Here is a 23,780-nt window from a genome sequence, read left to right as displayed (position 1 = left end):
TATCAAAAGGGGGCAAGCTTGAGCGCAGCGTTTCGTTCCTGAATGTAGGCCGACTTTGCCAAAGAAGCGATGAACGCCTCAATCATCGAGAGAGGCCAGCAGGGAGCCCTCATCGGGCGCCGCTGCAACACGGACCTGAAAGCCGAGGCTTTTCAACGGCTCAGCCACATCGTCCGACAGGCAGAAATGGGGCAGCGCGCTGAGGCGCGACAGCACGTCCGCCCCGCCGGCAAGCTCCAGCAGGAGCCCGACGCTGCGTCGTGAATAATGGAGCGCGGCATCGATTCGTCCAGCTGCAAGCGCCTGTGTGGCCACGACGGGAAGCCTGTCGAGGGCCCGCGCCTCATAGGCCTCCCACGCCACGACCGTGAAGCCCGCGGCCGTGAGAGAGGCCGCAGGCTCGTCCTTCCGATGGCGCCCGGTCACATGGAGGAGGGCCGCGCCCGCGGGCGAATCGCGCTGCACGAGCCGTGCCAGCGCGGTGGCGTCCCCGGCAGCAACCCGGATATCGGAGAAACCGCTGGCTCGCGCTGCATCAGCTGAGCGCTCGCCGACCGCGAAAACCGGGACGGCCCGGTCCGCCAGGGTTTCCAGCGCGGGTGCCGCATGGGCGCTGGTGAGAAGAATCGCGTCCCATCCGCCCACCGGCGGTGGCAGATCCGTCAGGACGATGTCGGTCACGGAGGCGATCAGGGCCTCATGCCCGCGAGCGACGAGCCGGGAGGCCGTGCGGACCGCGTCGTCGGGCGCGCGCGTGACCAGCACCCGCATCAGACCTCCAGAAACCCGTCCGGCATCCGGGCGCGCAGATCAAGGCCTGCTTCCCGCCCCAGCGCAGCCGCGTCGTCCACATGGCCGTGGCGGACCACATCGAGGCTGTCGGCGCCGTTGGGGCGCAGGACGAGGCCGCGGATTTCGAGCGCATCGCCGACGATGCGGGCATGGCCCGCGATGGGCGTCCGGCACGAGCCGTCAAGGACCGTGAGGAACGACCGCTCGGCCGCGACCGCATGGCCGGTCTCCGGATCGAGAATGGGCTCGAGGGCCGTCCGCACGCGCTCGTCATCGGCCCGGATGGTGATGGCGATCGCGCCCTGGCCCACCGCGGGGAGAAAGTCGTTGGTATCGAGGATCGTCGTGACATGGTCGGTGAGGCCGAGGCGACGCAGGCCCGCCATCGCCAGCAGGGTGGCGTGAACCTCGCCGCGCTCGAGCTTGGCAAGCCTCGTCTGCACGTTGCCGCGCAGCAGCGTGACGGTGAGGTCGGGCCTGAGGCGACGCAGCTGCGCCTGGCGACGGAGCGACGCCGATCCCACGATCGCGCCTTCCGGAAGGTCGCCAATTCCCTTGTAATCCCGGCTGATGAAGGCATCGCGCACGTCTTCACGCGGCAGGTAGCCGGCGATCACGATGCCGTCGGGCAGGCCCGTGGGGAGGTCCTTGGCCGAATGGACGCCCAGATCGATGGCGCCCTCCAGAAGCGCGATATCGAGTTCCTTGGTGAACAACCCCTTGCCGCCGGCCTCGGAGAGCGCGCGATCCTGGATGGCGTCGCCGGTGGTCTTGATGGGTGCCAGCGGCAGGGTCTCGGCGGCCCAGCCATGGGCGATCATCAGACGGCTCTGGGTTTCGTGAGCCTGGGCCAGGGCGAGCGGGCTCGCGCGCGTGCCGATGACCAGGGGGGTAGGAACGACCATTCTGGCGGTAATCTCCGATGAAAAACAGGATCGGCGTTTGATCTCCGAGCGCGCGGCGGACTATAGGGGGAGGAGATGCGGGCCGTGAAGCCCGAAAGATCAGCCTCAAAAGGACGACCCAAGCCCCATGCGTATTCTCGGGATCGAGACCACCTGCGACGAGACGGCCGCTTCGGTGGTGAGCACCGGGTTCGACGGCCGCGGCGAGATCCTGTCCAACGAGGTGCTGAGCCAGATCGCCGAGCATGCGCGCTATGGCGGCGTCGTGCCCGAGATCGCCGCCCGCGCCCATGTGGAGGTGATCGACCGGCTCATCGCCCGGGCGCTGAAGAACGCCGACTGCACCATCAAGGATCTCGACGGCATCGCGGTCGCGGCCGGGCCCGGATTGATCGGCGGCGTGCTCGTGGGTCTGACGACCGCCAAGGCCATCTCGCTGGTGACCCGCAAGCCCCTGATGGCCGTCAACCATCTCGAAGCCCACGCGCTGACCGCGCGTCTCACCGACGGCATCGGCTTTCCCTATCTCCTGCTGCTCGCCTCCGGCGGCCACACCCAGCTCGTGGCGGTGCGCGGCGTCGGCGACTATGTGCGCATCGGCACCACCATTGACGATGCCATCGGCGAGGCCTTCGACAAGGTCGCCAAGCTGCTGGGCCTGCCCTATCCGGGCGGCCCGTACGTGGAAATCGAGGCCCGGAAGGGCAATCCGGAGCGCTTCGCCCTGCCCCGCCCGATGATGGGCCGGGCCGAGCCGAATTTCTCGCTCTCCGGCCTCAAGACCGCCTTGCGCCTGGAGGCCGAGAAGATTGCACCCCTGACGCCGAGCGACGTGGCCGACCTCTGCGCCAGCTTCCAGGCCGCCGTTGTCGACATGGTGGTGGACCGGGCGCGCGTCGGGCTGCGCGCCTTCCGCGACATTGCCGGCGACCCCAAGGCCATCGTCGTCGCAGGCGGCGTTGCGGCCAACCAGGCCCTGCGTGATGCCCTGCAGCGTTTCGCCGTCGAAACCGGCCTGCGGATGGTGGCCCCGCCGCTCGCCCTGTGCGGCGATAACGGTGCCATGATCGCCTGGGCCGGGCTGGAGCGCCTGCGGCTGGGTCTCGTGGACGACATCTCGGCGCCGGCGCGGGCCCGTTGGCCGCTCGATTCGACCCGCGACGAGGCCGGGGCCAAGGCCTGATGCCCGCTCCGATCGGCATTGCCGGCGCGGGAGAATGGGGCACTGCACTCGCCTGCGTGGCGGCTGCGGCCGGGCACGACGTGGTGCTCTGGATGCGCAGTCCCGAACAGGCTCAGGCGATCGCCAGCACCCGGACGAATGAGCGCTTTCTGCCAGGCGTCCGCCTGCCTGAGCGGGTCAGGCCAACGAGTACGCTTGCCGACCTCGCCGCTTGCACCGCGGTGCTTCTGGTGACGCCGGCCCAGACCACCCGCGCCCTGACGCAGGCCCTCGCCGGTGTACTGCCGGTCAGCACGCCGCTGGTGCTCTGCGCCAAGGGCATCGAGCGGGGCACCAACGCGTTCATGTCCGACGTCGTGACCGAGATGCGCCCCGGCGCGCCGGTCGCCGTCCTGTCGGGTCCGAGTTTTGCCACGGACGTGGCGCGCGGCTTGCCGACTGCCGTGACGCTGGCCTCGCAGGATGCGGCGCTTGCCGAGGCGCTCGCCACCGCCCTGTCGGGTCCGACGTTGCGCGTCTACCACCGCACGGACGTGCGCGGCGTCGAGATCGGCGGCGCGGCCAAGAACGTGCTGGCGATCGCCTGCGGGGCCGTGGCCGGACGGGGCCTGGGCGAGAGCGCCAAGGCGGCCCTCATCGCCCGGGGATTTGCCGAGCTCCTGCGCTTTGCGCGGGCGCACGGGGGCGAGGCCGAAACCCTGATGGGATTGTCGGGGCTGGGCGATCTGGTGCTGACTTGCTCGTCCGCCCAGTCGCGTAACTTCGCCTTCGGTCTTCGCCTCGGGCAGGGTCTTGCGGTCGCCGACGCTGCGGCCGGCAAACTCGTCGAGGGAGCGGCCAGCGCCCACGCGCTGGTGACGCTGGCGCGCGAGCGGGGCGTCGACATGCCGGTGGCCGAGGCCGTCGACCGGGTTCTGTCCGGCCTGTCGAGCGTCGACGAGGCCGTCGATCACCTCATGAACCGTCCCGTCAAATCCGAGCAGTGAGAGCGCCCATGGCCCATTGGCTGTACAAATCCGAACCGTCGACCTGGTCCTGGGACGACCAGGTGGCAGCGGGCAAGAAGGGCACGTTCTGGAGCGGGGTGCGCAATCACTCGGCCAAACTCAACCTGATGGCCATGCAGGTGGGCGACCGCGGCTTTTTCTACCATTCCAACGAGGGCAAGGCGATCGTCGGCATCGTCGAGGTGATCAAGCCGTATTACCCGGATCATACCGACCCGACGGGCCGGTTCGGAATGGTCGACATCAAGGCCGTCAAGGCGCTGAAGAAGCCCGTGACGCTCGAGGACATCAAGGCCGAACCGCACCTCAAGGCCATGATCCTCGTCAATAATTCGCGCCTGTCCGTGCAGCCGGTCACCGACGACGAATGGGACGTCGTGTGCCGGATGGGCGGCCTTTAGCGCCCGACCGACCCGCCCGCCGGCGGGCAAGCCCTCACGACGAAAGTCCGAGCCGCCGCCGTGCCGGCGGGCTCGCTCTTTCGGCAAAGCTGGAGCAAAGTTGATGAAACCGTCTGGGAGAAGCGCCATGGATGAAAAAGTATACGACGTTCCGCCGGAATGGAGCCGCAGCGCTTACCTCGATGCCGCCGGGTACAAGGCCAAATACGAGGCCTCGATCCGCGACCCGGACGCCTTCTGGGCCGAGGAAGCCAAGCGCATCCACTGGTTCAAACAGCCGACCATCATCAAGAACACGAATTTCGGTCCCGGCGAGGTCTCCATCCGCTGGTTCGAGGACGGCACCACCAACGCGGCCTATAATTGCATCGACCGGCATCTCGACACCCGGGGCGACCAGGTGGCCATCATCTGGGAAGGCGACGATCCGTCTGAGTCGAAGCACATCACCTATCGGGAACTGCATGACGAGGTCTGTCGCATGGCCAACGTCATGCGCAATCGCGGCGTCGGCAAGGGCGACCGCGTCACCATCTACATGCCGATGATTCCCGAGGCCGCTTACGCAATGCTCGCCTGCGCGCGCATCGGCGCCATTCATTCGGTGGTGTTCGGCGGCTTCTCGCCGGATTCGCTGGCGAGCCGCATCGCGGATGCCAAATCGGTGTTCATCGTCACGGCCGACGAGGGCCTGCGCGGCGGCCGGAAGGTGCCGCTCAAGGTCAATGTGGACGCGGCCATCGAACGGGTCGGCACCGTCGATCACGTGCTGGTGGTGCGCCGGACCGGCACGCCCGTCAACATGGTGCCGGGCCGCGACGTCTATTACGACGAAGCCGCCGCGATGGTGACCAGCGAATGTCCTGTCGAGGAAATGAACGCCGAGGACCCGCTGTTCCTGCTCTACACTTCCGGCTCGACCGGCCAGCCCAAGGGCGTGCTGCACACCACCGGCGGCTATCTGGTGCATACCTCGAGCACCCACCAATACGTGTTCGATTATCATGACGGCGACGTCTATTGGTGCACGGCCGATGTGGGCTGGGTCACCGGCCACTCCTACATCCTCTACGGGCCGCTCTCTAACGGCGCCACGACCCTCATGTTCGAAGGCGTGCCGACCTATCCGTCGATCTCCCGGTTCTGGGACGTCATCGACAAGCACGGCGTGAACACCTTCTACACCGCGCCGACCGCCATCCGCTCGCTCATGCAGGCCGGCGAAGAGCCGGTGAAGAAGACCTCGCGCAAGAGCCTGCGCCTGCTCGGCAGCGTCGGCGAGCCGATCAATCCGGAAGCGTGGGAATGGTATCACCGGGTGGTCGGCGACAGCCGCTGCCCCATCGTCGATACCTGGTGGCAGACGGAAACCGGCGGCATTCTCATCGCCCCATTGCCCGGCGCCACAAAGCTCAAGCCGGGTTCGGCCACGACGCCCTATTTCGGCGTCATTCCGCAGGTGGTCGATGCGGACGGCAAGGTGCTGGAGGGGGCGGCCGAGGGCAATCTCGTCATCGCCGATTCCTGGCCCGGCCAGATGCGCACGGTCTATGGCGACCACGACCGCTTCGTGCAGACCTATTTCTCCACCTATCCGGGCAAGTACTTCACCGGGGATGGCTGCCGGCGCGATGCCGATGGCTATTACTGGATCACCGGGCGCGTCGACGACGTGATCAACGTGTCGGGCCATCGCATGGGCACGGCAGAGGTCGAATCGGCACTGGTGGCCCACCCGAAGGTCTCGGAGGCTGCCGTCGTCGGCTACCCGCACGACATCAAGGGCCAGGGCATCTACGCCTATGTGACCCTGATGGCAGGCGAGGTTCCGTCCGAAGAGCTGCGCAAGGAACTGGTCGCCTGGGTGCGCAAGGAAATCGGCCCGATCGCGTCGCCCGACCTCGTGCAATTTGCCCCGGGCCTGCCCAAGACCCGGTCGGGCAAGATCATGCGGCGCATCCTGCGCAAGATTGCCGAGGACGAGTTCGGCAATCTGGGCGACACCTCGACGCTCGCCGACCCCGCGGTCGTCGACGACCTTGTGTCCAACCGCCAGAACAAGCGCGCCGGCGAGTCCTGATTCGCACAAGAGCGCCTCGCCTGGATTGCGGTCCGGCGAGGCGCTCTTCTAAAGACGTCTGACGGCCGACCGGGGCTGGACACCTGCCCCGGCCCGCTTTTCCTTGAGGCTTCGCGCCTCGGCCGGTACACTGGCGGGCAGAATGGAGGCCCCGATGTCCCTGAAAACGCTGTTCACCGAGCACCCCGACGCCGTTGGCGAATCCTATTTCGAGCATATGGGCGTGGCCCTGAGCTTCGCCGGACCGCTTCTCGCCGCGGGCCTTGCGGCGCTCGTCCACGCGTTCCTGCCCTTCCTGTGCGTGACCACCGCGAGCGTCACCGTGAAGCGGCTCTATGCCCGCATGACCAACCGGACGCCCCGGGTTGCGTCGCACGCACCGGTCGACCGGATGCTGGAATGGGACCCGGTGATCTGAGACTGACGCGTTTGCGCCCTCGGACGGAACCTTAGCGGTTCCAGTCGCGTCTCAATCCTCGGGAGGGTTGAGACCATGCAATCACGTCTGGCCTTGATGGCTGTCTGCCTCATTGGCGCGACCGGCACCGGCGCGCTTGCCCGCGACGTGGTGCCGTTCGAATCCGGCCTATCGGCCGGCACGGTGGTGATCCGCACCGCCGAGCGCCGGCTCTATTACGTGCGCGGTGACGGCACGGCGCTCCGCTACCGGATCGCGGTGGGCCGGCCCGGCAAGCAATGGTTTGGCGAAGCCCGCATCGACGGCAAATACGTCAAGCCCGCCTGGGCGCCGCCGGCCGAAGTGAAGCGCGACAACCCGCGACTTCCCGACGTCATTCCTGGCGGTGCGTCCAACAACCCGATGGGGGTCCGCGCGCTCACGCTCGACCGGGACGAATACGCCATCCACGGCACCAACCGGCCGGATTCCATCGGCACCTTCGCGTCCTATGGCTCTATCCGCATGCTGAACGCCGATATCCTCGACCTCTACGAGCAGGTCGCGGTGGGCACCCGGGTGGTGGTGGAGCGCTAGCGCCTACCCATAGAGATCCGCCCGCGATGGCGGCAGGCCTGCGGGGCCGCGTGAACGCTTGGACGCCAGGGTCTGGTTGACGCCGACCGCGCCGCGCTCGAAGGCGAGCGAGCAGCCGGCGAGATAGAGCAGCCACATGCGGGTCTTTTCCGGTCCCACCTCGGCCTCGGCCTCCTTGCGGCGGGCGTTGAGATTGTCCCACCACAGGCGCGTGGTGCGCTGGTAATGTTCGCGCCAGGCCTCGACATCGTGCACCTCGAAGCCGTAGCGCTCCAGATTGGAGACCGACATCCCCAGATGGTCGAGTTCGCCGCCGGGGAAGATGTAGCGGGTCAATGCGCGGTATTCGGGCTTCAGCTTGCGGAACGCCTTCTCGGACCGCTTGGCGCGGCGCGCGATGGTGTGATGCAGGTAGAGCCCGCGCGGCCGCAGCAGGCGATGCACGGCGCGGAAATAATCCGGGTAATTGCGGATCCCGACCTGCTCGAACATGCCGATGGACGAGATCTTGTCGAACTCGCCCTCCATCTGCGTGTAATCCTGCAGCACCACCTCCACCCGCTCCTGAAGGCCCAGCGACGCGATCTTTTCGCGCGCCAGCGCCGCCTGCTCTTCCGAGAGCGTGACGCCGGTGGCCTTGACGCCGTAATGCTGCGCCGCGTGGCAGATCAAAGCGCCCCAGCCGCAGCCGATGTCGAGAAAGCGGTCGCCGGGTTTGAGCCTGAGCTTGCGGCAGATCATGTCGAGTTTGTCGGTCTGCGCGCGGGCCAGATCGTCATGCCAGTCGGGCTGAAAATACGCGCAGGTATAGACCATCTCGGGGTCGAGGAAGAGCCGGTAGAAGGCATTCGACACGTCGTAATGGTAGGCGACGTTCTGCTTGTTGGTCTGGGGTTTCCCATCGCGGGCCGCCGCATTGTCCTTCACCCGGTCGAGGGGACGGGGCATGGTGGCGGGCGCAAGCCAGAAATGATACGCGGCCTTCAGCGCCTTGACCTTGCTGAGCGATTTCAACCGCCGTCCGATCTTGCCCTGCGGACGCTGCGACGCGAGGTCGAAGATGGTGCCGTTCTTGAGATCGAGCAGGCCCGCCACATGGGCGTTGATGAGCGTATCGAGATTGGGCCGTCGTACGAGAGCAGCGATCACGCTCTCGCGTTTGATGACGAGGCAGAGGGCGTAAGACGGCAGATCCCGCGGGACCGTTGAGCCGTCCCATAACTCGAAGCCAAAGGGCAGTTCGAGCGCGCGATGCGCCTCCTCCAGCAGATCGCGGAACAATTCCAGCCGTTTGACGCCACTCATGCCCCGCCCCCGTTTGGCCGAACACTAAGGGTGGCGGCATGCCAAAACAACATTCCGCAGGGGGTTTTCCGATGCTGATCGCGCGGGCCGATCCTAGAAGTCGGCGGCGATTCCCTTGATCTCCCAGTCCGTGTAGCGGACCGGCTCGAGACCGCCGCGGCCCTGATGCTCCGGGTTTCGGGCAAGATCGGCCGCCCGCGCATCGATCTGCCGGCGGCGCTCCACCGCTTCGGACAGAGCGCGCTGCGCCTCAGCGCTCAGGACTTTTCCCGGAGCAGCACCTTCGACCGGGAGGTCGTTTTCCGGTGCGGGGCTTGTATCGGGGGTGTCGTTCGTGCTCATGAAGCGCCTTCCGCCCATTCTGACGCTCTCCTGCGAATCCGACCGTGGCCCGGAGGCTGAAGGCAGATCTTGGGAGAGCGCGGGACCATGCCCACATAGATTGCGTGGCCCACATAGATCGCATGGCCCACATAGATCGGTTGTGGCCAAGGATTTCAAGGATCCAGAATGGATCCGCAACGAGGATGAGGTGGAGATCGCGATGAACACCGTCAAGACCGGAATGCTGCTGGCGGCGCTGACCGCCCTGTTCGGCGTTGTCGGCTACATGCTGGGCGGCGGCACCGGCATGCTGCTGGCGCTCGGGCTCGCGGTCGCCACCAACGCCTTCGCGTACTGGAACTCGGACCGGCTCGCCCTGTCGGCGCATGGCGCCACTGAGGTCGATGAACGCACCGCGCCCGATCTGGTCAGGATGGTGCATGGGCTTGCGGCCCGGGCAGGCCTTCCGCCGCCACGGGTCTATCTCATCGACAACCCGCAGCCGAACGCCTTTGCGACCGGCCGCAATCCGGAGAATGCTGCTGTGGCGGCAACGACGGGCCTGCTTTCCGTCCTGTCGCCGGACGAGGTTGCGGGCGTGATGGCCCATGAGCTCGCCCATATCAAGAATCGCGATACGCTGATCATGACCGTCAGCGCGACCGTTGCGGGCGCCATCGCGTCCCTGGCGCAGTTCGGTTTTCTGTTCGGCGGACGCGGCGGGGAACGACCCAACGCCATCGTGATGCTGCTCACAGCCATCATCGCGCCGCTCGCTGCCATGATCATTCAGATGGCGATCAGCCGCTCGCGCGAATACGACGCCGACCGCATGGGCGCCGAAATCGCCAACAACCCCATGGCGCTCGCCTCCGCGCTTGCCAAGATCGCGGGCGGCGTCTCCCACATTCCCAACGAGGACGCGGAACGGCATCCCGCCACCGCGCCCCTCTTCATCATCAACCCTCTGTCAGGGCGCGGCATGGACAATCTTTTCTCGACTCACCCGGCGACCGAAAACCGGATCGCCGCCTTGCAGGCGCTGGCCCAGCAGATGGGCGCGGCTGCGCCCGCGCCGAGCTTCACCCGGCCGCCCGCGAACGGACCCTGGAACACCCCCCGTCGTGGACCGTGGGGTTGAGCGCCGTGGAGCAGCCGGACACGCAGGCGGGTCTCGGCCCCCGCCGCCTCGCCTGGGAAGCCGTCTCGGAGACGCTGAAGCGGCGCGTGCCGCTCGACGACGTGCTCGACGAATTATCGCCGGCCGCCGGCCTTTCCGTGCGGGACGAGGCCTTGGCGCGGGCGATCGCCATCGTGACCTTCCGGCGGCTCGGCACCATCGGCAACGCCCTGCGCGAGCGGCTCGACAAGGGCCAGCGCGATGAACGCCTGCTGCATCTGTTGGCCATCGGCGCGGCCCAGATCCTGTTTCTCGATATTCCGGACCACGCCGCAGTCGATACGGCCGTGCAGCTCGCACAGGGCGACTACAAACTGAAATTCGCCGGCGGCCTCATCAACGCCGTGCTGCGCCGGGTCGCCCGCGAACGCGAGGCCATTCTCAAGTCGCCCGCAGCGTTCCTCGACACGCCGGATTGGCTCGAGGATCGCTGGGTGGCGCATTACGGCGAGGATGTCGCCCGCCAGATCGCCGAGGCCCATCGCGCTCCCGCATCCGTCGACCTGTCGGTCAAGGGTGACGCCGCCCTCTGGGCCGAACGGCTCGGCGGCGTGCTGCTGCCGACCGGCAGCGTGCGGCTGGTCGAGCGCGTGCCGATCCGCGAATTGCCCGGCTATGCCGAGGGCGAATGGTGGGTGCAGGACGCGGCAGCGGCCCTGCCGGCCCGCCTTCTCAAGCCCCAGCCCGGCCAGCGCCTGGCCGATCTGTGCGCCGCGCCCGGCGGCAAGACAGCCCAGCTCGCCGCTGCCGGAGCCGAGGTTGTGGCGGTCGACCGGTCGGCCAAACGGCTGGTGCGGCTGACCGAAAACCTCGCCCGGCTCGGCCTTTCAGTCGAGACCCGCGCCATCGCGGCCGAAAAACTCGAGGACGCGCCGTTCGATGGCATCCTGCTCGATGCGCCGTGCTCGGCCACCGGCACCATCCGGCGGCATCCGGACGTGACCTGGACGAAGGGCGAGGATGATCTGAGAAAGCTCGTCGCGCTGCAGAGCCGCCTGCTCGACAAGGCGGCGAGCCTCCTCAAGGTCGGCGGGCTTCTGGTCTATTGCACCTGCTCCCTCGAGGCGGATGAAGGCGAGCAGCAGGCCGATGCGTTTCTCGTCCGGCATCCGGATTTCACGCGGGAGCCCATCGCGGAGTCCGAGGTCCCCGGCCTGAGCGAGGCCCTGACGCCGAAGGGCGATCTGCGGACCTTGCCGTTTCATCTGGCAGCCTCGGAGCCGGTGCGCGGCGGCGTCGATGGATTCTTCGCGGCGCGGTTTGTCCGCACCGGATCGTAGCAAAAGCGGCGTTCGGTTACGCGATCTTAACCGGACCGCGAGCAGAGCTTCATAAGCTGCGACGGAATGTGGCAGAACAAAAGGAGCGCGACGCGTGAATTGGGGGCCGGACCGCTGGCGGTTGTATGGTCTCGCCCTGCGCGAGACTGGCCGCGCCATGCGCGAAAGCCTGTCCTGGGGCGCGTCCCGGGTTCTCATGGGCTCGCAGAGCCCGACCCGTCTTTTGTTCGCGCCGCAGGATCTGCGCACTGCCGATCCCACCATCGCCACCGACATCTATTCGGGCTTCTTCGCGTTTGCCGGGCGCTCGATCACCACGAGCGGTCGCTCGCCGTTCGGCTTCGTGCCGCCGAGCCGCGCCTGGGCTGAAATGCTCTATGGCTTCGGCTGGCTGCGGCACCTGCGCGCCGCCGGCACGGCACTGGCACAAGCCAATGCCCGCTCGCTCGTCGACGAATTCGTCAGCTCCCGTCTCGGGGACCGTTTCACCGCGCACGAAACGCAGATCGTCGCGCGGCGGCTGATCTCGTTCATCAGCCAGTCGCCCCTCATTCTCGAGGGCGCCGACCACGCCTTTTATCAACGGTTCCTGCGCATCATCGGCCACCTCGTGCGCGACCTCGAGCGGCACCTGCGCGCCGGCGCGCTGCCGCAGCAGCAGCTCATGGGCGCGGTGGCGCTATGCTATGCGGGTCTGTGCTGCGAAGGACTCGACAAGACCCTTCGCCGGGCCTCGCGGTTGCTGACGCGGGAACTCGACCGACAGATTCTCGCCGATGGCGGCCATGCCAGCCGTAATCCACGGGTCGTCGTCGACCTGTTATTCGACCTCCTGCCCCTGCGCCAGATGTTCGCCAGCCGCGAGGTCGACACGCCCGAAGCGCTGCTTCATGCCATCGACCGGATGCTGCCGATGGTGCGGCTGTTCCGTCATGGGGACGGCACCCTGTCCCATTTCAACGGCATGGGCGTCACCGCCGCCGATCATCTGGCGACGCTTCTCACCTACGACGACATGCGCAGCCAGCCGATCCATCACGCGCCCTATTCGGGCTACGAGCGGATCGAGGCCAGGCGATCCCTGCTGGTGGCCGATGTGGGCGCTTCCCCGCCGACAGCCTTGTCGAGCGAGGCCGGCGGCGGTTGTCTGTCATTCGAGTTCTCAAGCGGCCAGCAGCGCATCGTGGTGAATTGCGGCACGCCGCGCATCGCCAACGACGCCATCCTGCAGGCCTCGCGCTCGACGGTGGCCCATTCCACCGCGTCCATCAACGATGTGTCGTCGTGCCAGCTTGTCGCCATGAAAGGCCATTGGCTCGACCGGTCTGCCGCGCGCTGGCTGCTGGAGCGGATCGGCCCCGTCGTCGTCAGCGGACCGCAGAAAGTGGTGGCCGAGCGCGGTGAGCGCGATCATGTCCAGACCCTGAACGCCAGCCACGATGGCTATGTCCGCCGGTTTGGCCTGACCCACGAGCGGCGCTGGCAACTCACGGCGGATGGCGGGCGTCTGGAGGGCGAGGATCTGTTCTGGGGCGAGGGCTCGTCCAACCCTTCGAGCGAAGCCATCGTGCGATTCCATCTGGCGCCGGGCATCAAGGCAAGCCGGGCGCAGGGCGGCCGGGTGGTGATGCTGGTCCTTCCCAACCGCGAGGCCTGGCAGTTCACGGCAAGCCCCGGGGATGCTTTCGTCGAGGACAGCATTTTCCTCGCCACGCCGGACGGCATGCGCCGCACCGAGCAGATCGTGCTCGCCTTGCGGCCTCATGAAACCCCTTCCGTTCGCTGGCGCTTCGAACGCCTCGCGCGCAGCTTCAACCCCACCCTTCCGTCCGAGCCGGAACCGGAGCTGCTCTAGCGGCAGGTGTGCTTTGCAGCGAGGTTTCCATGCGGGGCCTGCCGTGCTATCGCGCGCGCTCCAAATCCTCCCCGAACGGAGCCGCCGCCATGCCGAGCGATCTCAAGCGCGTGACCCGCGCTCTTCTGTCCGTGTCCGACAAGACCGGCCTCGTGGACTTCGCGCGCGCGCTGACCGAACGGGGCGTCGAGCTGGTCTCGACCGGCGGGACGCAGAAGACCCTGGCAGAAGCCGGCCTGCCGGTGATGGATGTGAGCGACCTCACCGGGTTCCCCGAGATGATGGACGGGCGGGTCAAGACCCTGCACCCGGCGGTCCATGGCGGGCTCCTCGGCGTGCGGGCGAACCCCGAGCATCAGGCCGCGATGCTGGCCCACGGCATCGCGCAAATCGACCTCTTGGTCGTGAACCTCTATCCCTTCGAGGCGACGATTGCGGCCAACCGTCCGTATGACGATTGCATCGAGAACATCGATATCGGCGGTCCGGCGATGATCCGTGCGGCGGCCAAGAACCATGGCGACGTCGCGGTCGTCGTCGACGGCCAGGATTATGCGGCGGTGCTCGACGAACTCGCGACCCATGACGGCGCGCTGACCCGCACCCTGCGGCGCCGCCTTGCCCAGAAAGCCTATGCGCGCACCGCCGCCTACGATGCGGCGATCTCCAACTGGTTTGCGGCCGAACTGGCAGACCCCACGCCGCCCTTCCGGGCGCTCGGCGGCGCCATCGCCGAGGTGCTGCGCTATGGCGAGAACCCGCACCAGACGGCAGCCTTCTACCGCACGCCCGAACAGCGCCCCGGGGTGTCGACCGCCCGGCAGGTGCAGGGCAAGCAGCTCTCCTACAACAACATCAACGACACCGATGCCGCCTATGAGGCGGTGGCCGAATTCGCGCCCGAGAAGTCGGCCGCCATCGTTATCGTCAAGCACGCCAACCCGTGCGGCGTGGGTGAAGGCGCGACCTTGCGCGAGGCCTATGGCAAGGCCCTGCGTTGCGACCCGGTCTCGGCCTTTGGCGGGATCGTGGCCATGAACCGCACGCTCGATGCGGATGCCGCCAAGGCGATCGTCGAAGTGTTCACCGAGGTGATCATCGCGCCTGACGCCACCGATGAGGCCATCGCCATCGTGGCGGCCAAGAAGAACTTGCGCCTGCTGCTCGCCGGACGCCTGCCGGACCCACGCCAGGGCGGCTTGACCCTGCGCACGGTGGCGGGCGGTTTCCTCGCCCAGAGCCGCGACAATGCGGTGGTGGACGACATGGACCTGACGGTGGTGACGACGCGCGCGCCGACCGAGCGGGAACTGGCCGATCTGCGCTTCGCGTTCCGGGTCGCCAAGCATGTGAAATCGAACGCCATCGTGTACGTGAAGGACGGCGCCACCGTGGGCTTCGGCGCGGGCCAGATGAGCCGCGTCGATTCCTCCCGCATCGCCGCCTGGAAGGCAGCCGAAGCCGCCAAGGCGGCGGGTCTGCCCGAAACCCTCGCGAAGGGCTCGGTGGTCGCCTCCGATGCGTTCTTCCCCTTCGCCGACGGGTTGCTGGCGGCGGCCGACGCGGGCGCCACCGCGGTGATCCAGCCGGGCGGCTCCATGCGCGACGACGAGGTCATCAAGGCGGCCAACGAGGCGGGCCTTGCCATGGTGTTCACCGGCCATCGCCACTTCCGGCACTGAGGCGCGGGTCAGACCTTCTTGACGCCGCTAAGCAGAAGGCCACCGGCGCAGAAGAACACGATCAGCACCGCGGGCCCCGCGGCCTGGGTCTGGAACAGGCTGGTGGCAACCGCCACCGTCAGCGGCGCGAGAAACGACGTGACCTTGCCCGAAAGCGCCAGCAGGCCAAAATAGCGCCCGGCTTCCGCGGGCGGCACGAGCCGTGCAAGGAGGCTGCGGGACGAAGCCTGGAGCGGACCGGCGACCGCCCCGATGAACAGGCCGAGCGCGAGAAACAGCCGCTCGGGCGTGCTGTCATAGAGGCCGCCGGCGGGCGGCGCGGTCGGGATCACGAACAGCACGTGGTCGTTGCCGAGCGACAGGATGCCGAGGCTGACCAGCGCCAGCACGCTGATGGCGCCCAGGATGACGGGCTTCGCGCCGAAGCGGTCGTCGAGCGCGCCGCCGATGAGGGCCCCGAAGGTGCCGGTCACGGTCAGCATGATGCCGAAGATGCCCAGTTCCATGGCGCGCCAGCCGAAGACCCCTGCCCCATAGATGCCCCCGAAGGCGAACAACGCCACGAGCGCGTCCTGATAGACCATGTTGGCCAGCAGGAACCGGCCGACGCTGTGATGGCGGCGGGCATCCGCGATGGTGTTCTTGAGCTGCGACACACCGCGGCGGATGGCATCCCGCAGACTGAGCCCCGAGCGGGCGATGTCGGGCGTGAACAGGAACAGCGGCATGATGAAGACGAGGAACCACAGGGCGGAAAACGGCCCGGTGACGCGGTCGCCCTCCATGCTGGCCGGATCGAGCCCGAAGAGGGGCAGGAAGCCCACGATGGTCCGACCCGTGGTGGCGTCCGCCGCCAGAAACCCGAGCACGATCACCAGCGACACGAGACCGCCGAAATAGCCGATCGCCCAGCCGGTGCCCGAGAGCCTGCCGTAATATTGCGGCGGCACGAGCCGGGGAATCATCGCGTTGTTGAACACCGCAGCGACCTCCACCGCGATGGTGCCGACCGCAAAACCCGCCAGCGCAATGGGAATGGCGTAGGCCTGCCCCGGCGCCGCAAACCAGAGCGCGAACGAGGAGATGAACACCACGAGACCGCAGGTGGCGATCCACGGTTTCTTCGGCCCCGTTGCATCCGCCACCGCGCCCAGAACCGGCGACAGGAAGGCAAGGCACAGGCCTGCCGCAGCAGTGGCAAACCCCCACAGGCTCTGGCCGGTGACCGGATCGGGGGCGAGCGAAGCGGCAAAATAGGGGGCGAACACGAAGGTCGTCACCAGGGTGAAGAACGGCTGGCACGCCCAGTCGAACAGCAGCCAGCCGGCGATGGCCGGACGGGACGCCATGCGGGCGGGCGGATGATCCTCCACGCTCACCAGCGTCGGCGTGGTCGCGCCGATCGGCACCGCTTGCAGCATCTCTGATTCGGTCACCGGCTCTCCTTCGGGGCGCTGGGGGGCTGTCCCCGGGATCGTCCGTCACGCACGGGCGAGATCTCCGAGGAGGCTCGCCGCGACCGTGACCTTCGACAGGTTGAGGCCCGACAGCACGATGTTGTCGACCGCGCTGCGGATGCGCTCCACATCCGCCCCGCGCGCCTTGCTCCACCTTTCGACCCCGGCGACGCCGGACGAATCGGTGGCCGAGACTTCGGCGGTGAGATTGCGATGGGCGGTCGCGATGCTGTCGACGGCGCGATCTAGCGCGAGACGGTCGAAATAATCGCTGACTGGAATCTCACGCGCCGCGTTGGTGAGCGCGCCGAGACGGAAGGCCGCCTCGATGGCGAAATGGGTGCGGGCGATGTCCTCGACCGGCTTGCCGGTGCGTTGCGCGGTCAGCACGATGTCGGGCGCGGCCACCAGGTCCGGGATGGCCGCGATGCGGCGCGCGAGATCAGCCGGCACGCCCTGCTCGACCAACGCATTGGTGCGGGTATGCCACTGCCCGAGGGCATCCTCGGAGAGCGTGCGGGGCAGGCCGCGCTCCACCTCGGCGATGCCGTCCGCATAGGCGCCGATGATGTCCGCCAGCGACTGCTTGGTGAAATCGACGTTGCGGATGAACCAGACGATCCGGCTCATGAGCAGGTCCTGAAGGTCCGCATAGAGACCGAGCTGGACCCCGCCCGGCACCGTCCCGTCGAGCGCGTCGATGGCGAGATTCAGGTCGGCAAGACCGAAGGAATCGCGGGTCGCCGCATAGGCTGCCGCAATCGTGGGCCCATCGGCCCCGGTCTGGTCCACAAGGCGGGCCACCATGGTCGGGCCGCCCCGGTTGATGATGGCGTTGGCGAGCTGCGTGGCGATGATTTCGCGGCGCAGCCGGTGCCCCGCGATTGCTTCCGGGAAGCGCTCGCGCATGGCCTCGGGGAAGTAGCGCTCGAGTTCCTTGCCCAGATACGGATCATCCGGCACCGGGCTGTCGAGCAGCTCGTCGTGCAGGGACAATTTGGCGTAGGCGAGCAGCACCGCCAGTTCGGGCCTTGTCAGCGCTTCGCCACGACGGGCGCGCTCGGCGAGCGTCGCGTCGTCGGGCAGGAACTCCACATTGCGGTCGAGCCGACCCTGGGCCTCCAGCATGTGCATGAGCCGGCGGGCAAAACCCAGATCGCCGACGCCGCGACGTTCCGAGAGCGAGAGCGCGAGGGGCTGCAGGTAATTGTTGCGCAGGACCAGCTTGGCGACATCGTCCGTCATGTCGACGAGAAGGGCGTTGCGATCCTCTTCGCTGAGGCGACCGTCGCGCTCGGGCACCGCGAGCCCGATCTTGATGTTGACCTCCACGTCCGAGGTGTTGACGCCGGCCGAGTTGTCGATGGCGTCGGTGTTGAGGCGCACGCCGGCGCGGGCGGCCTCGATGCGGCCGCGCTGGGTCGCCCCGAGATTGGCGCCCTCACCCACGACCTTCGCGCGGATCTCGCCACCGGTGATGCGCACCGGGTCGTTGGCGCGGTCGCCGACCTCCTCGTCGCTCTCGGTGGAGGCCCGGATATAGGTGCCGATGCCGCCGAACCAGAGCAGGCCGACCGGCGCTCTCAGGATCGCGCCGATAACCTCCGCGGGCGTCGCCTCCGCTTTGTCGAAGCCCAGCACCGCCCGGATTTCCTCCGACAGGGGGATCGACTTGGCGCTGCGGGAGAACACGCCGCCGCCCTTCGAGATCAGGGCCTTGTCGTAATCCTGCCAGCTCGAACGCGGCAGGGCGAACAGCCGTTCGCGCTCGACGAAGGAGGCTTCCGTATCGGGCGTCGGGTCGAGGAAGATGTCGCGGTGGTCGAAGGCCGCCACGAGCTTGAGCTTGCGCGACAGCAGCATGCCGTTGCCGAACACGTCGCCCGACATGTCGCCGACGCCCGCCACCGTCACCGGATCGGACTGGATGTCGATGTCGATCTCGCGGAAATGGCGCTTCACCGCCTCCCAGGCGCCACGCGCCGTGATGCCCATCTTCTTGTGGTCGTAGCCCTGGCTGCCGCCGGACGCGAAGGCGTCGCCGAGCCAGTGGCCCTTTTCCTTCGACAGCTCGTTGGCGGTGTCGGAGAACGTCGCCGTGCCCTTGTCGGCCGCCACCACCAGATAGGGGTCGTCACCGTCATGCCGCACCGTATCGGGCGGTGGCACCACGTGATCGCCGACGATGTTGTCGGTCATCTGCAACAGGGTGCGCACGAAGATGCGGTAGCTTTCGGTGCCCTCGGCGATCCAGGCCTGCCGGTCGCCGGGCGGCGGCAGGAGCTTGGGCACGAAGCCGCCCTTGGCGCCCACCGGCACGATCACGGCGTTCTTGACCTGCTGGGCCTTGACGAGCCCCAAAACCTCGGTGCGGAAATCCTGCGGCCGGTCGGACCAGCGCAGGCCACCGCGCGCGACCTTGCCGAAGCGCATATGCACACCCTCGACACGCGGCGAGTAGACGAAGATTTCGTAGAGGGGCCGCGGCAAGGGGAGCCCGTCGACCTTCGCGCATTCGAACTTGAACGCGATGGTCTGGCGCGGCAATCCGTTGCTCTCGAGCTGGAAGTAGTTGGTGCGGATGGCGGCTTCCACGAGATTGATGAAGCGGCGCAGAATGCGGTCGTCGTCGAGACTGGTGACCTGCCGCAACAGCTCCTCGATCTCCGCCCGGACGTTAGTCTCGGCGGTGACGCGGCCTTCCTGATCCTCGATGCGCGGATCGAAACGGGCATAGAACAGCTCGACAAGCTTGACCGCGATGGCGCTGTGGCGCGCCAGGGTTTCGGCGAGATAATCCTGCGCATAGGGAATGCGGGTCTGGCGCAGGTAACGACCGAGCGCGCGGACCATCGCCACGTCGCGCCAGCCAAGGCCCGCCTCGAGCACGAGACGGTTGAACGCGTCCGATTCGGCGAGGCCCCGGAAAAGCGCCAGCAAGGCCGCCTCGATCAGCACCTGGGTGGCGTCGATGTCGATGGTGCCGCCTGAGGCGCGCTCCAGCGTCATGTCATGCAGCCACACCCGGTCCATACCCGACACGCCCGCCGAGGCGACCCGGTAGGTGCGCTCGTTGACGACCCGGAAGCCGAGATTTTCCAGCAGCGGCACGCGCTCCGACAACAGCAGCGACGAGCCGCGCGAGAACAGCTTGAGATGGACTCGCGTATCCTCATCGCCTTCGCGCCGGAACAGGTCGACGGCGCGCGGACGCGCCTCGGACAATTGCTCGAGGATGCCCACATCGACGATGGCCTCCTCGGTGCTGAACGCCTCGCGATAGGCGGCCGAGAATGCATCGGCGTAGCGCTTGGCGAGCGCGCGCGCGCGGGGTCCGCCGATCGAGACGTCCAGCGCGTCGCGCAGGGAATCGGCCCAGGTGCGCACGATGGTGGTGATGCCCTTCTCGAGCGTTTCGCGCGAGACCTCCGGCGTCTGGCCCTCGTCGCGCCCGATGATGTAGTGGGTGCGCGCCAGCGGTCCCTCGGGATAGGCCGGGTAGGCCGCCGAGACGCGACCGCCGAAAATGCCCGCCAGGAATTCACCGATCCGTCGCCGCGCATCGGTGTCGTAGCGCTCCTTCGGCACGAAGACGAGCACGGACACGAACCGGTCGAACTCGTCGGCCCGCACCAGCGCCCGCACCCGCGGCCGCTCGGACAGGTTCATGATCTCGAGGGCGAATTCGTAGAGCGTGTCATCGTCGATCTGGAACAGCTCGTCGCGCGGATAGCTCTCCAGCACGTTGCGCAAGCCGCGGCCCGCATAGCTTGACGGGTCGAAGCCGGCGCGCGCGATGATCTTCTCCACCTTGTGGCGCAGATAGGGCACTTCGCCGGTGGTGTTGGTATAGGCGCTCGCCGTGAAGAGGCCGACGATGCGCAGTTCGCCCTCGAGGTGTCCGGCGCCGTCGAACAGCTTCACGCCCACATAATCGAGATGCGCGCGGCGATGGACGCGCGACTTCACGTTGGCCTTGGTGATGATGAGGGCCTTGGGCAATTCGAGGAACGCGCGGATCTCCGGCGTCATCGCCACCAGTTCGCGGCCGCGCCGCAGCACGCTGACGGCCGGATCGCGCAGCAGGCCGAGGCCGGATCCGGCCACCGGATCGGCCGCGGTGTCGCCCGACAAGAGGCGGTATTCGCGCACGCCCAGGAACGTGAAGTTGTCGCGTTCCATCCAGTCGAGAAACGCCACCGCCTCGCTGACCTCATCGGCCGGCAAGGGCGGGGGATAGCGGCGATAGCTCTCCACGGTCTCGGCCACCCGCGCCCGCATGGCGGGGAAATCGTGAACCGCGACGGCCACGTCCTCATGGACGCGGCGCATGGCCTCGATGAGATGCTGGCGCTTCTCGCTGTCGTCGATCCGCGGCAGGTGAATATGGATGAAGCTCTCACGCTGAACGCCCGGCTCGGCGGGGCGCGAGGCTTTCAGTGCCTCGCCGAAGAAATGCACCAGCGCACCCTTCTGGTCCCGCTCGACGGCCAGGATGGGGTGCGCGACGAGCAGGGGCTCATAGCCCTCGTCGACGATCTCGGCGAGGGTGGAATCCAGCAGGAACGGCATGTTCTCGTTGACGACTTCGAGGACCGTCACGTCGCGGCTGCGGCCCTCGCGTTCCAGAGCCAGATCGAGGAGGCGGATATCCGCGCCGCCCGGCCGCGGCGATTGCAGGTGCTCGTAGGCAGCCGCCGCCAGGTCGGCCAGCGCCTGGGACGAGTACGGCGCCAGGTCCTCCGACGGCACCCGGCCAAACAGCACGGGCAGGAAACTGGAAGGGACTTTCTTGTGCCGGGTTTCCAGCACCGCAACGGCCTGCGCCGTGCGCTCGCTACCGCTGGTTGGCGTTTCCAGCTCCATGCGCGTAACCCTCGCTAAACGATCCTCGTCGAGCGTTGGCACAGGACCGGGGGGCGCGCAACTCTTGCCTGCGGCAAACACGCGAGAAGAGCGGAAATCGCTGGGCGACACGGTCGCGGCGGCAGTTCCTGTCGCGCCAGATACAAAAAAGCCGCCGAGGAGGTCTCCATCGGGCGGCTTTCATGTCAGGTCTCGAAAATGGGAATTGCCCCGACTTTGGTAACGTGGCCCGGCCCACCGAAACAACCGGGGGGGCTGGGGGGCTGACTTGTCCGGGAGGACGATGGGCCGGGCCGTCGAGGCAACGATCATTTCTCGCGCCGCAAAGGGGCTGCCGCACGGCACCATTACGGCAAGATTGCGGTGCGGTTGACGAAGCCGTGAGGAACCGGGGTTGGACGGGTTGCGTCGCGCCCGCGCCGGTCCCATCATCGGCTACGGGGTTCAGTGTTCGCAGGAGAGAGCATGAGCGAAGGTGACATCGCGGAGCCGCGACGCGGCAGCCCGCTGCAGGGGTCGGGCCCGTCGTCCGCGCCTGTGCTGCCGTTCCCCGCCACGCCCAAGCGCGTGTCGTTCGATCGCTCTGAACTCCAGACCATCCTGAACGTCTACGGGCGCAAGGTCGCCGAGGGGGAGTGGCGCGACTACGCGCTCGATTTTCTCGCCGACAAGGCGGTGTTCTCCATCTACCGGCGCACCTCGGAGGTGCCCCTGTACCGGGTCGAGAAGGACCCGCGGCTGGCGCGCAAGCAGGGCGCCTATTCGGTGGTGGTCGCGAGCGGGCTCATTCTCAAGCGGGGGAACGATCTCACGGCCGTCCTGCGGGTGATCGACAAGCCCTTGAAGGTGGTGTCGAACTAGATCCCGGCCTGTCCCCGAGGCGCCCGTCAGGCCAGGCTCCGGGTCGGCGCGACGGAGGCCCCCGGCCCCAGCGGGCGTTGCATGAGAACCGTTGAGAGCCAACGCCCGTGCTTGTAGCCGATCCCCGGCAGGGTCCCGACCATCTCGAAGCCGAGGCTGCGGTGCAGGCCGATCGAGCCATGCGATTGTGCGTCCCCGATCACCGCCACCATGAGGCGGAAATCCCGGGCTTCGCAAGCCTCGATCAGCCCGGCGAGGAGGAGCCGGCCGATTCCCGCACGCCGGGCATTCGGGCTCACATAGATCGAATCCTCCACCGTCGAACGGTAGGCGGCTCTGGGCCGATAGGGCCCCGCATAGGCATAGCCGAGAATTTCGCCTTCCCGGTCGGCCACCAGATAGGGAAAATCCCGCTCGACGAGGGCAGCCCGCCGCCGCGTCATCTCGGCGAGATCCGGCGGGTCGAGCTCGAAGGAGGCACTCCCGTGCGCGACCGCATCGGCATAGATCGCCGTGATGGCCGGCAGATCCGTCTCCAGGGAGGGGCGTAGGCTGAGGCTGAGGCTGAGGCTCATGGAAGGGCTCGTCAAATCGCGCCGCGCATGCGCGCAAGGCATCGCCAAACGAAAAGCCCCGGCCGTTGCGGGCCGGGGCTTGAGGCAGATCGACAGGTCGTTCGGCTTACTGGTTGCGGTTGCCGAACAGTGCGAGCAGGAACTGGAACATGTTGATGAAGTCCAGATACAAGGTCAGCGCACCGAAAACCGACACTTTCGCTGCGGTCTCCGTATCGTAATTGCCCGACAGGTACATCTCCTTGAGCTTCTGCGTATCGTAGGCGGTGAGGCCTGCGAAGATCAGAACGCCCAGCACCGAGATGCCGAACTGCAACATGCTCGAGGCCACGAAGATGTTGACGATCGAGGCGATGATCAGACCGACCACGCCCATGATCAGGAACGATCCCATGCCCGACAGGCTGCGGCTGGTGGTGTAGCCCCACAGCGACAGCGCGCCGAAGGACGCCGCCGTGATGAAGAAGACCTGCACGACGCTCGCGCCGGTGTAGCGGATCAGAAGCGTCGAGAGCGAGGCGCCCATCACCGCCGCAAAGGCGAAGAAGGTCATGCGCGCGGTTGCGGCCGACATCTTGTCCATGCGGAACGAGAACATGAAGATGAAGGCCAGCGGCGCGAGCGCCACCACCCACATCAACGGCGTGCCGTACAGCAAGCGACCGAATTCGGTCAGGCCGACGCCGCCGATTCGGGCCACAGCCTGTGACGGATCGTTGGTGACGGCGAGCATGTTGATGCCGAGCGCGACCATGGCCGAGATCGCAAGGCCAAGGACCATGTTGTTGTAAACGCCGAGCATGAAGGCGCGAAGCCCCTGATCGACCTGCGCCGCGGACCGGGCAAAGCCGGTTCCAGAGGCGTATTGATTCTGCTCATACGGTTGCATCGGAGCCCTTTCTCACGGTGTCCCGCTGTGTTCCCTCGAAAAGGCCGAGACATCAGCCTTCGGTTGCCACGTTTATGGCAACGCCCGGAATATGAGATGTCACGGAAGGTTCCGCAAGGGGTAAGGTCAAGCTTCAAGTCTTTG

General features: G+C 67.2%; 19 protein-coding genes. 11 read left to right on the top strand and 8 right to left on the bottom strand.

Going from position 1 to position 23,780, the window contains the following annotated elements:
- Positions 1 to 78: 78 nt before the first annotated feature.
- Together J4G32_RS16490 and hemC are read right to left on the bottom strand one after the other, a co-directional pair.
- Complete coding sequence (locus J4G32_RS16490; protein ID WP_210496595.1) at positions 79 to 771, bottom strand: uroporphyrinogen-III synthase; 693 nt, start codon at positions 769 to 771, stop codon at positions 79 to 81.
- On the bottom strand, positions 771 to 1,697 hold the full coding sequence (hemC, locus tag J4G32_RS16485) for a hydroxymethylbilane synthase (protein WP_210496594.1): 927 nt from the start codon (positions 1,695 to 1,697) through the stop codon (positions 771 to 773). The genes J4G32_RS16490 and hemC overlap by 1 nt, the downstream gene beginning before the upstream one ends.
- A gap of 127 nt (positions 1,698 to 1,824) precedes the next feature.
- Between hemC and tsaD the strand changes: the two genes are divergently transcribed.
- From tsaD to J4G32_RS16455, 6 genes are all read left to right on the top strand, one after another.
- Complete coding sequence (tsaD, locus tag J4G32_RS16480; protein ID WP_210496593.1) at positions 1,825 to 2,880, top strand: tRNA (adenosine(37)-N6)-threonylcarbamoyltransferase complex transferase subunit TsaD; 1,056 nt, start codon at positions 1,825 to 1,827, stop codon at positions 2,878 to 2,880.
- Positions 2,880 to 3,866: an NAD(P)H-dependent glycerol-3-phosphate dehydrogenase gene (locus J4G32_RS16475; protein ID WP_210496592.1), complete on the top strand. Its 987-nt coding sequence runs from the start codon at positions 2,880 to 2,882 to the stop codon at positions 3,864 to 3,866. The genes tsaD and J4G32_RS16475 overlap by 1 nt, the downstream gene beginning before the upstream one ends.
- A gap of 8 nt (positions 3,867 to 3,874) precedes the next feature.
- Complete coding sequence (locus tag J4G32_RS16470) at positions 3,875 to 4,288, top strand: EVE domain-containing protein (RefSeq protein ID WP_210496591.1); 414 nt, start codon at positions 3,875 to 3,877, stop codon at positions 4,286 to 4,288.
- Positions 4,289 to 4,415: 127 nt separating this feature from the next.
- Positions 4,416 to 6,368: an acetate--CoA ligase gene (acs, locus tag J4G32_RS16465; protein ID WP_210496590.1), complete on the top strand. Its 1,953-nt coding sequence runs from the start codon at positions 4,416 to 4,418 to the stop codon at positions 6,366 to 6,368.
- Between the two features lie 154 nt (positions 6,369 to 6,522).
- Positions 6,523 to 6,786, top strand: coding sequence for a DUF6356 family protein (locus J4G32_RS16460; protein ID WP_246505123.1), 264 nt, complete (start codon positions 6,523 to 6,525; stop codon positions 6,784 to 6,786).
- Positions 6,787 to 6,861: 75 nt separating this feature from the next.
- A complete protein-coding gene (locus J4G32_RS16455) occupies positions 6,862 to 7,362 on the top strand; it encodes a L,D-transpeptidase (protein ID WP_210496589.1) in 501 nt (166 codons plus the stop codon).
- A 3-nt stretch (positions 7,363 to 7,365) separates the two neighbouring features.
- Here J4G32_RS16455 and J4G32_RS16450 read toward each other — a convergent pair whose 3' ends face one another.
- Together J4G32_RS16450 and J4G32_RS16445 are read right to left on the bottom strand one after the other, a co-directional pair.
- Complete coding sequence (locus J4G32_RS16450; protein ID WP_210496588.1) at positions 7,366 to 8,667, bottom strand: class I SAM-dependent methyltransferase; 1,302 nt, start codon at positions 8,665 to 8,667, stop codon at positions 7,366 to 7,368.
- 93 nt (positions 8,668 to 8,760) lie between these two features.
- Positions 8,761 to 9,009 carry a DUF1674 domain-containing protein gene (locus J4G32_RS16445; protein WP_210496587.1) on the bottom strand — a complete coding sequence of 83 codons (249 nt, stop codon included), beginning with the start codon at positions 9,007 to 9,009 and terminating at the stop codon, positions 8,761 to 8,763.
- 202 nt (positions 9,010 to 9,211) lie between these two features.
- On the opposite strand from J4G32_RS16445, the gene htpX reads away from it, so the two are divergent.
- The 4 genes from htpX (at position 9,212) to purH (ending at position 14,988) form a co-directional block, all read left to right on the top strand.
- The gene (gene htpX / locus J4G32_RS16440) at positions 9,212 to 10,132 is read left to right on the top strand and encodes a zinc metalloprotease HtpX (protein WP_210496628.1); all 921 of its coding nucleotides are present in this window, start codon (positions 9,212 to 9,214) and stop codon (positions 10,130 to 10,132) included.
- Positions 10,129 to 11,451 carry an RsmB/NOP family class I SAM-dependent RNA methyltransferase gene (locus J4G32_RS16435; RefSeq protein ID WP_246505122.1) on the top strand — a complete coding sequence of 441 codons (1,323 nt, stop codon included), beginning with the start codon at positions 10,129 to 10,131 and terminating at the stop codon, positions 11,449 to 11,451. The genes htpX and J4G32_RS16435 overlap by 4 nt, the downstream gene beginning before the upstream one ends.
- A gap of 94 nt (positions 11,452 to 11,545) precedes the next feature.
- A complete protein-coding gene (locus tag J4G32_RS16430) occupies positions 11,546 to 13,306 on the top strand; it encodes a heparinase II/III family protein (protein ID WP_210496586.1) in 1,761 nt (586 codons plus the stop codon).
- Between the two features lie 89 nt (positions 13,307 to 13,395).
- The gene (gene purH / locus J4G32_RS16425) at positions 13,396 to 14,988 is read left to right on the top strand and encodes a bifunctional phosphoribosylaminoimidazolecarboxamide formyltransferase/IMP cyclohydrolase (RefSeq protein WP_210496585.1); all 1,593 of its coding nucleotides are present in this window, start codon (positions 13,396 to 13,398) and stop codon (positions 14,986 to 14,988) included.
- Between the two features lie 8 nt (positions 14,989 to 14,996).
- Here the strand turns inward: purH and J4G32_RS16420 are convergent, their stop codons facing one another.
- Complete coding sequence (locus tag J4G32_RS16420; RefSeq protein WP_246505173.1) at positions 14,997 to 16,337, bottom strand: MFS transporter; 1,341 nt, start codon at positions 16,335 to 16,337, stop codon at positions 14,997 to 14,999.
- A gap of 132 nt (positions 16,338 to 16,469) precedes the next feature.
- Positions 16,470 to 21,311, bottom strand: a complete 4,842-nt coding sequence (locus J4G32_RS16415) for an NAD-glutamate dehydrogenase (protein ID WP_210496584.1) — start codon at positions 21,309 to 21,311, stop codon at positions 16,470 to 16,472.
- Positions 21,312 to 21,776: 465 nt separating this feature from the next.
- Between J4G32_RS16415 and J4G32_RS16410 the strand changes: the two genes are divergently transcribed.
- A complete protein-coding gene (locus J4G32_RS16410; protein WP_210496583.1) occupies positions 21,777 to 22,172 on the top strand; it encodes a DUF2794 domain-containing protein in 396 nt (131 codons plus the stop codon).
- 26 nt (positions 22,173 to 22,198) lie between these two features.
- On the opposite strand, the gene J4G32_RS16405 is transcribed toward J4G32_RS16410, so the two are convergent.
- Positions 22,199 to 22,747 carry a GNAT family N-acetyltransferase gene (locus J4G32_RS16405; RefSeq protein WP_210496582.1) on the bottom strand — a complete coding sequence of 183 codons (549 nt, stop codon included), beginning with the start codon at positions 22,745 to 22,747 and terminating at the stop codon, positions 22,199 to 22,201.
- Between the two features lie 106 nt (positions 22,748 to 22,853).
- A complete protein-coding gene (locus J4G32_RS16400) occupies positions 22,854 to 23,636 on the bottom strand; it encodes a Bax inhibitor-1/YccA family protein (protein WP_210496581.1) in 783 nt (260 codons plus the stop codon).
- Positions 23,637 to 23,780: the final 144 nt, after the last annotated feature.

It is taken from the genome of Microvirga antarctica, assembly GCF_017921815.1.
GTDB lineage: Bacteria > Pseudomonadota > Alphaproteobacteria > Rhizobiales > Beijerinckiaceae > Microvirga > Microvirga antarctica.
This window is presented reverse-complemented; position numbering and strand designations above follow the sequence as displayed.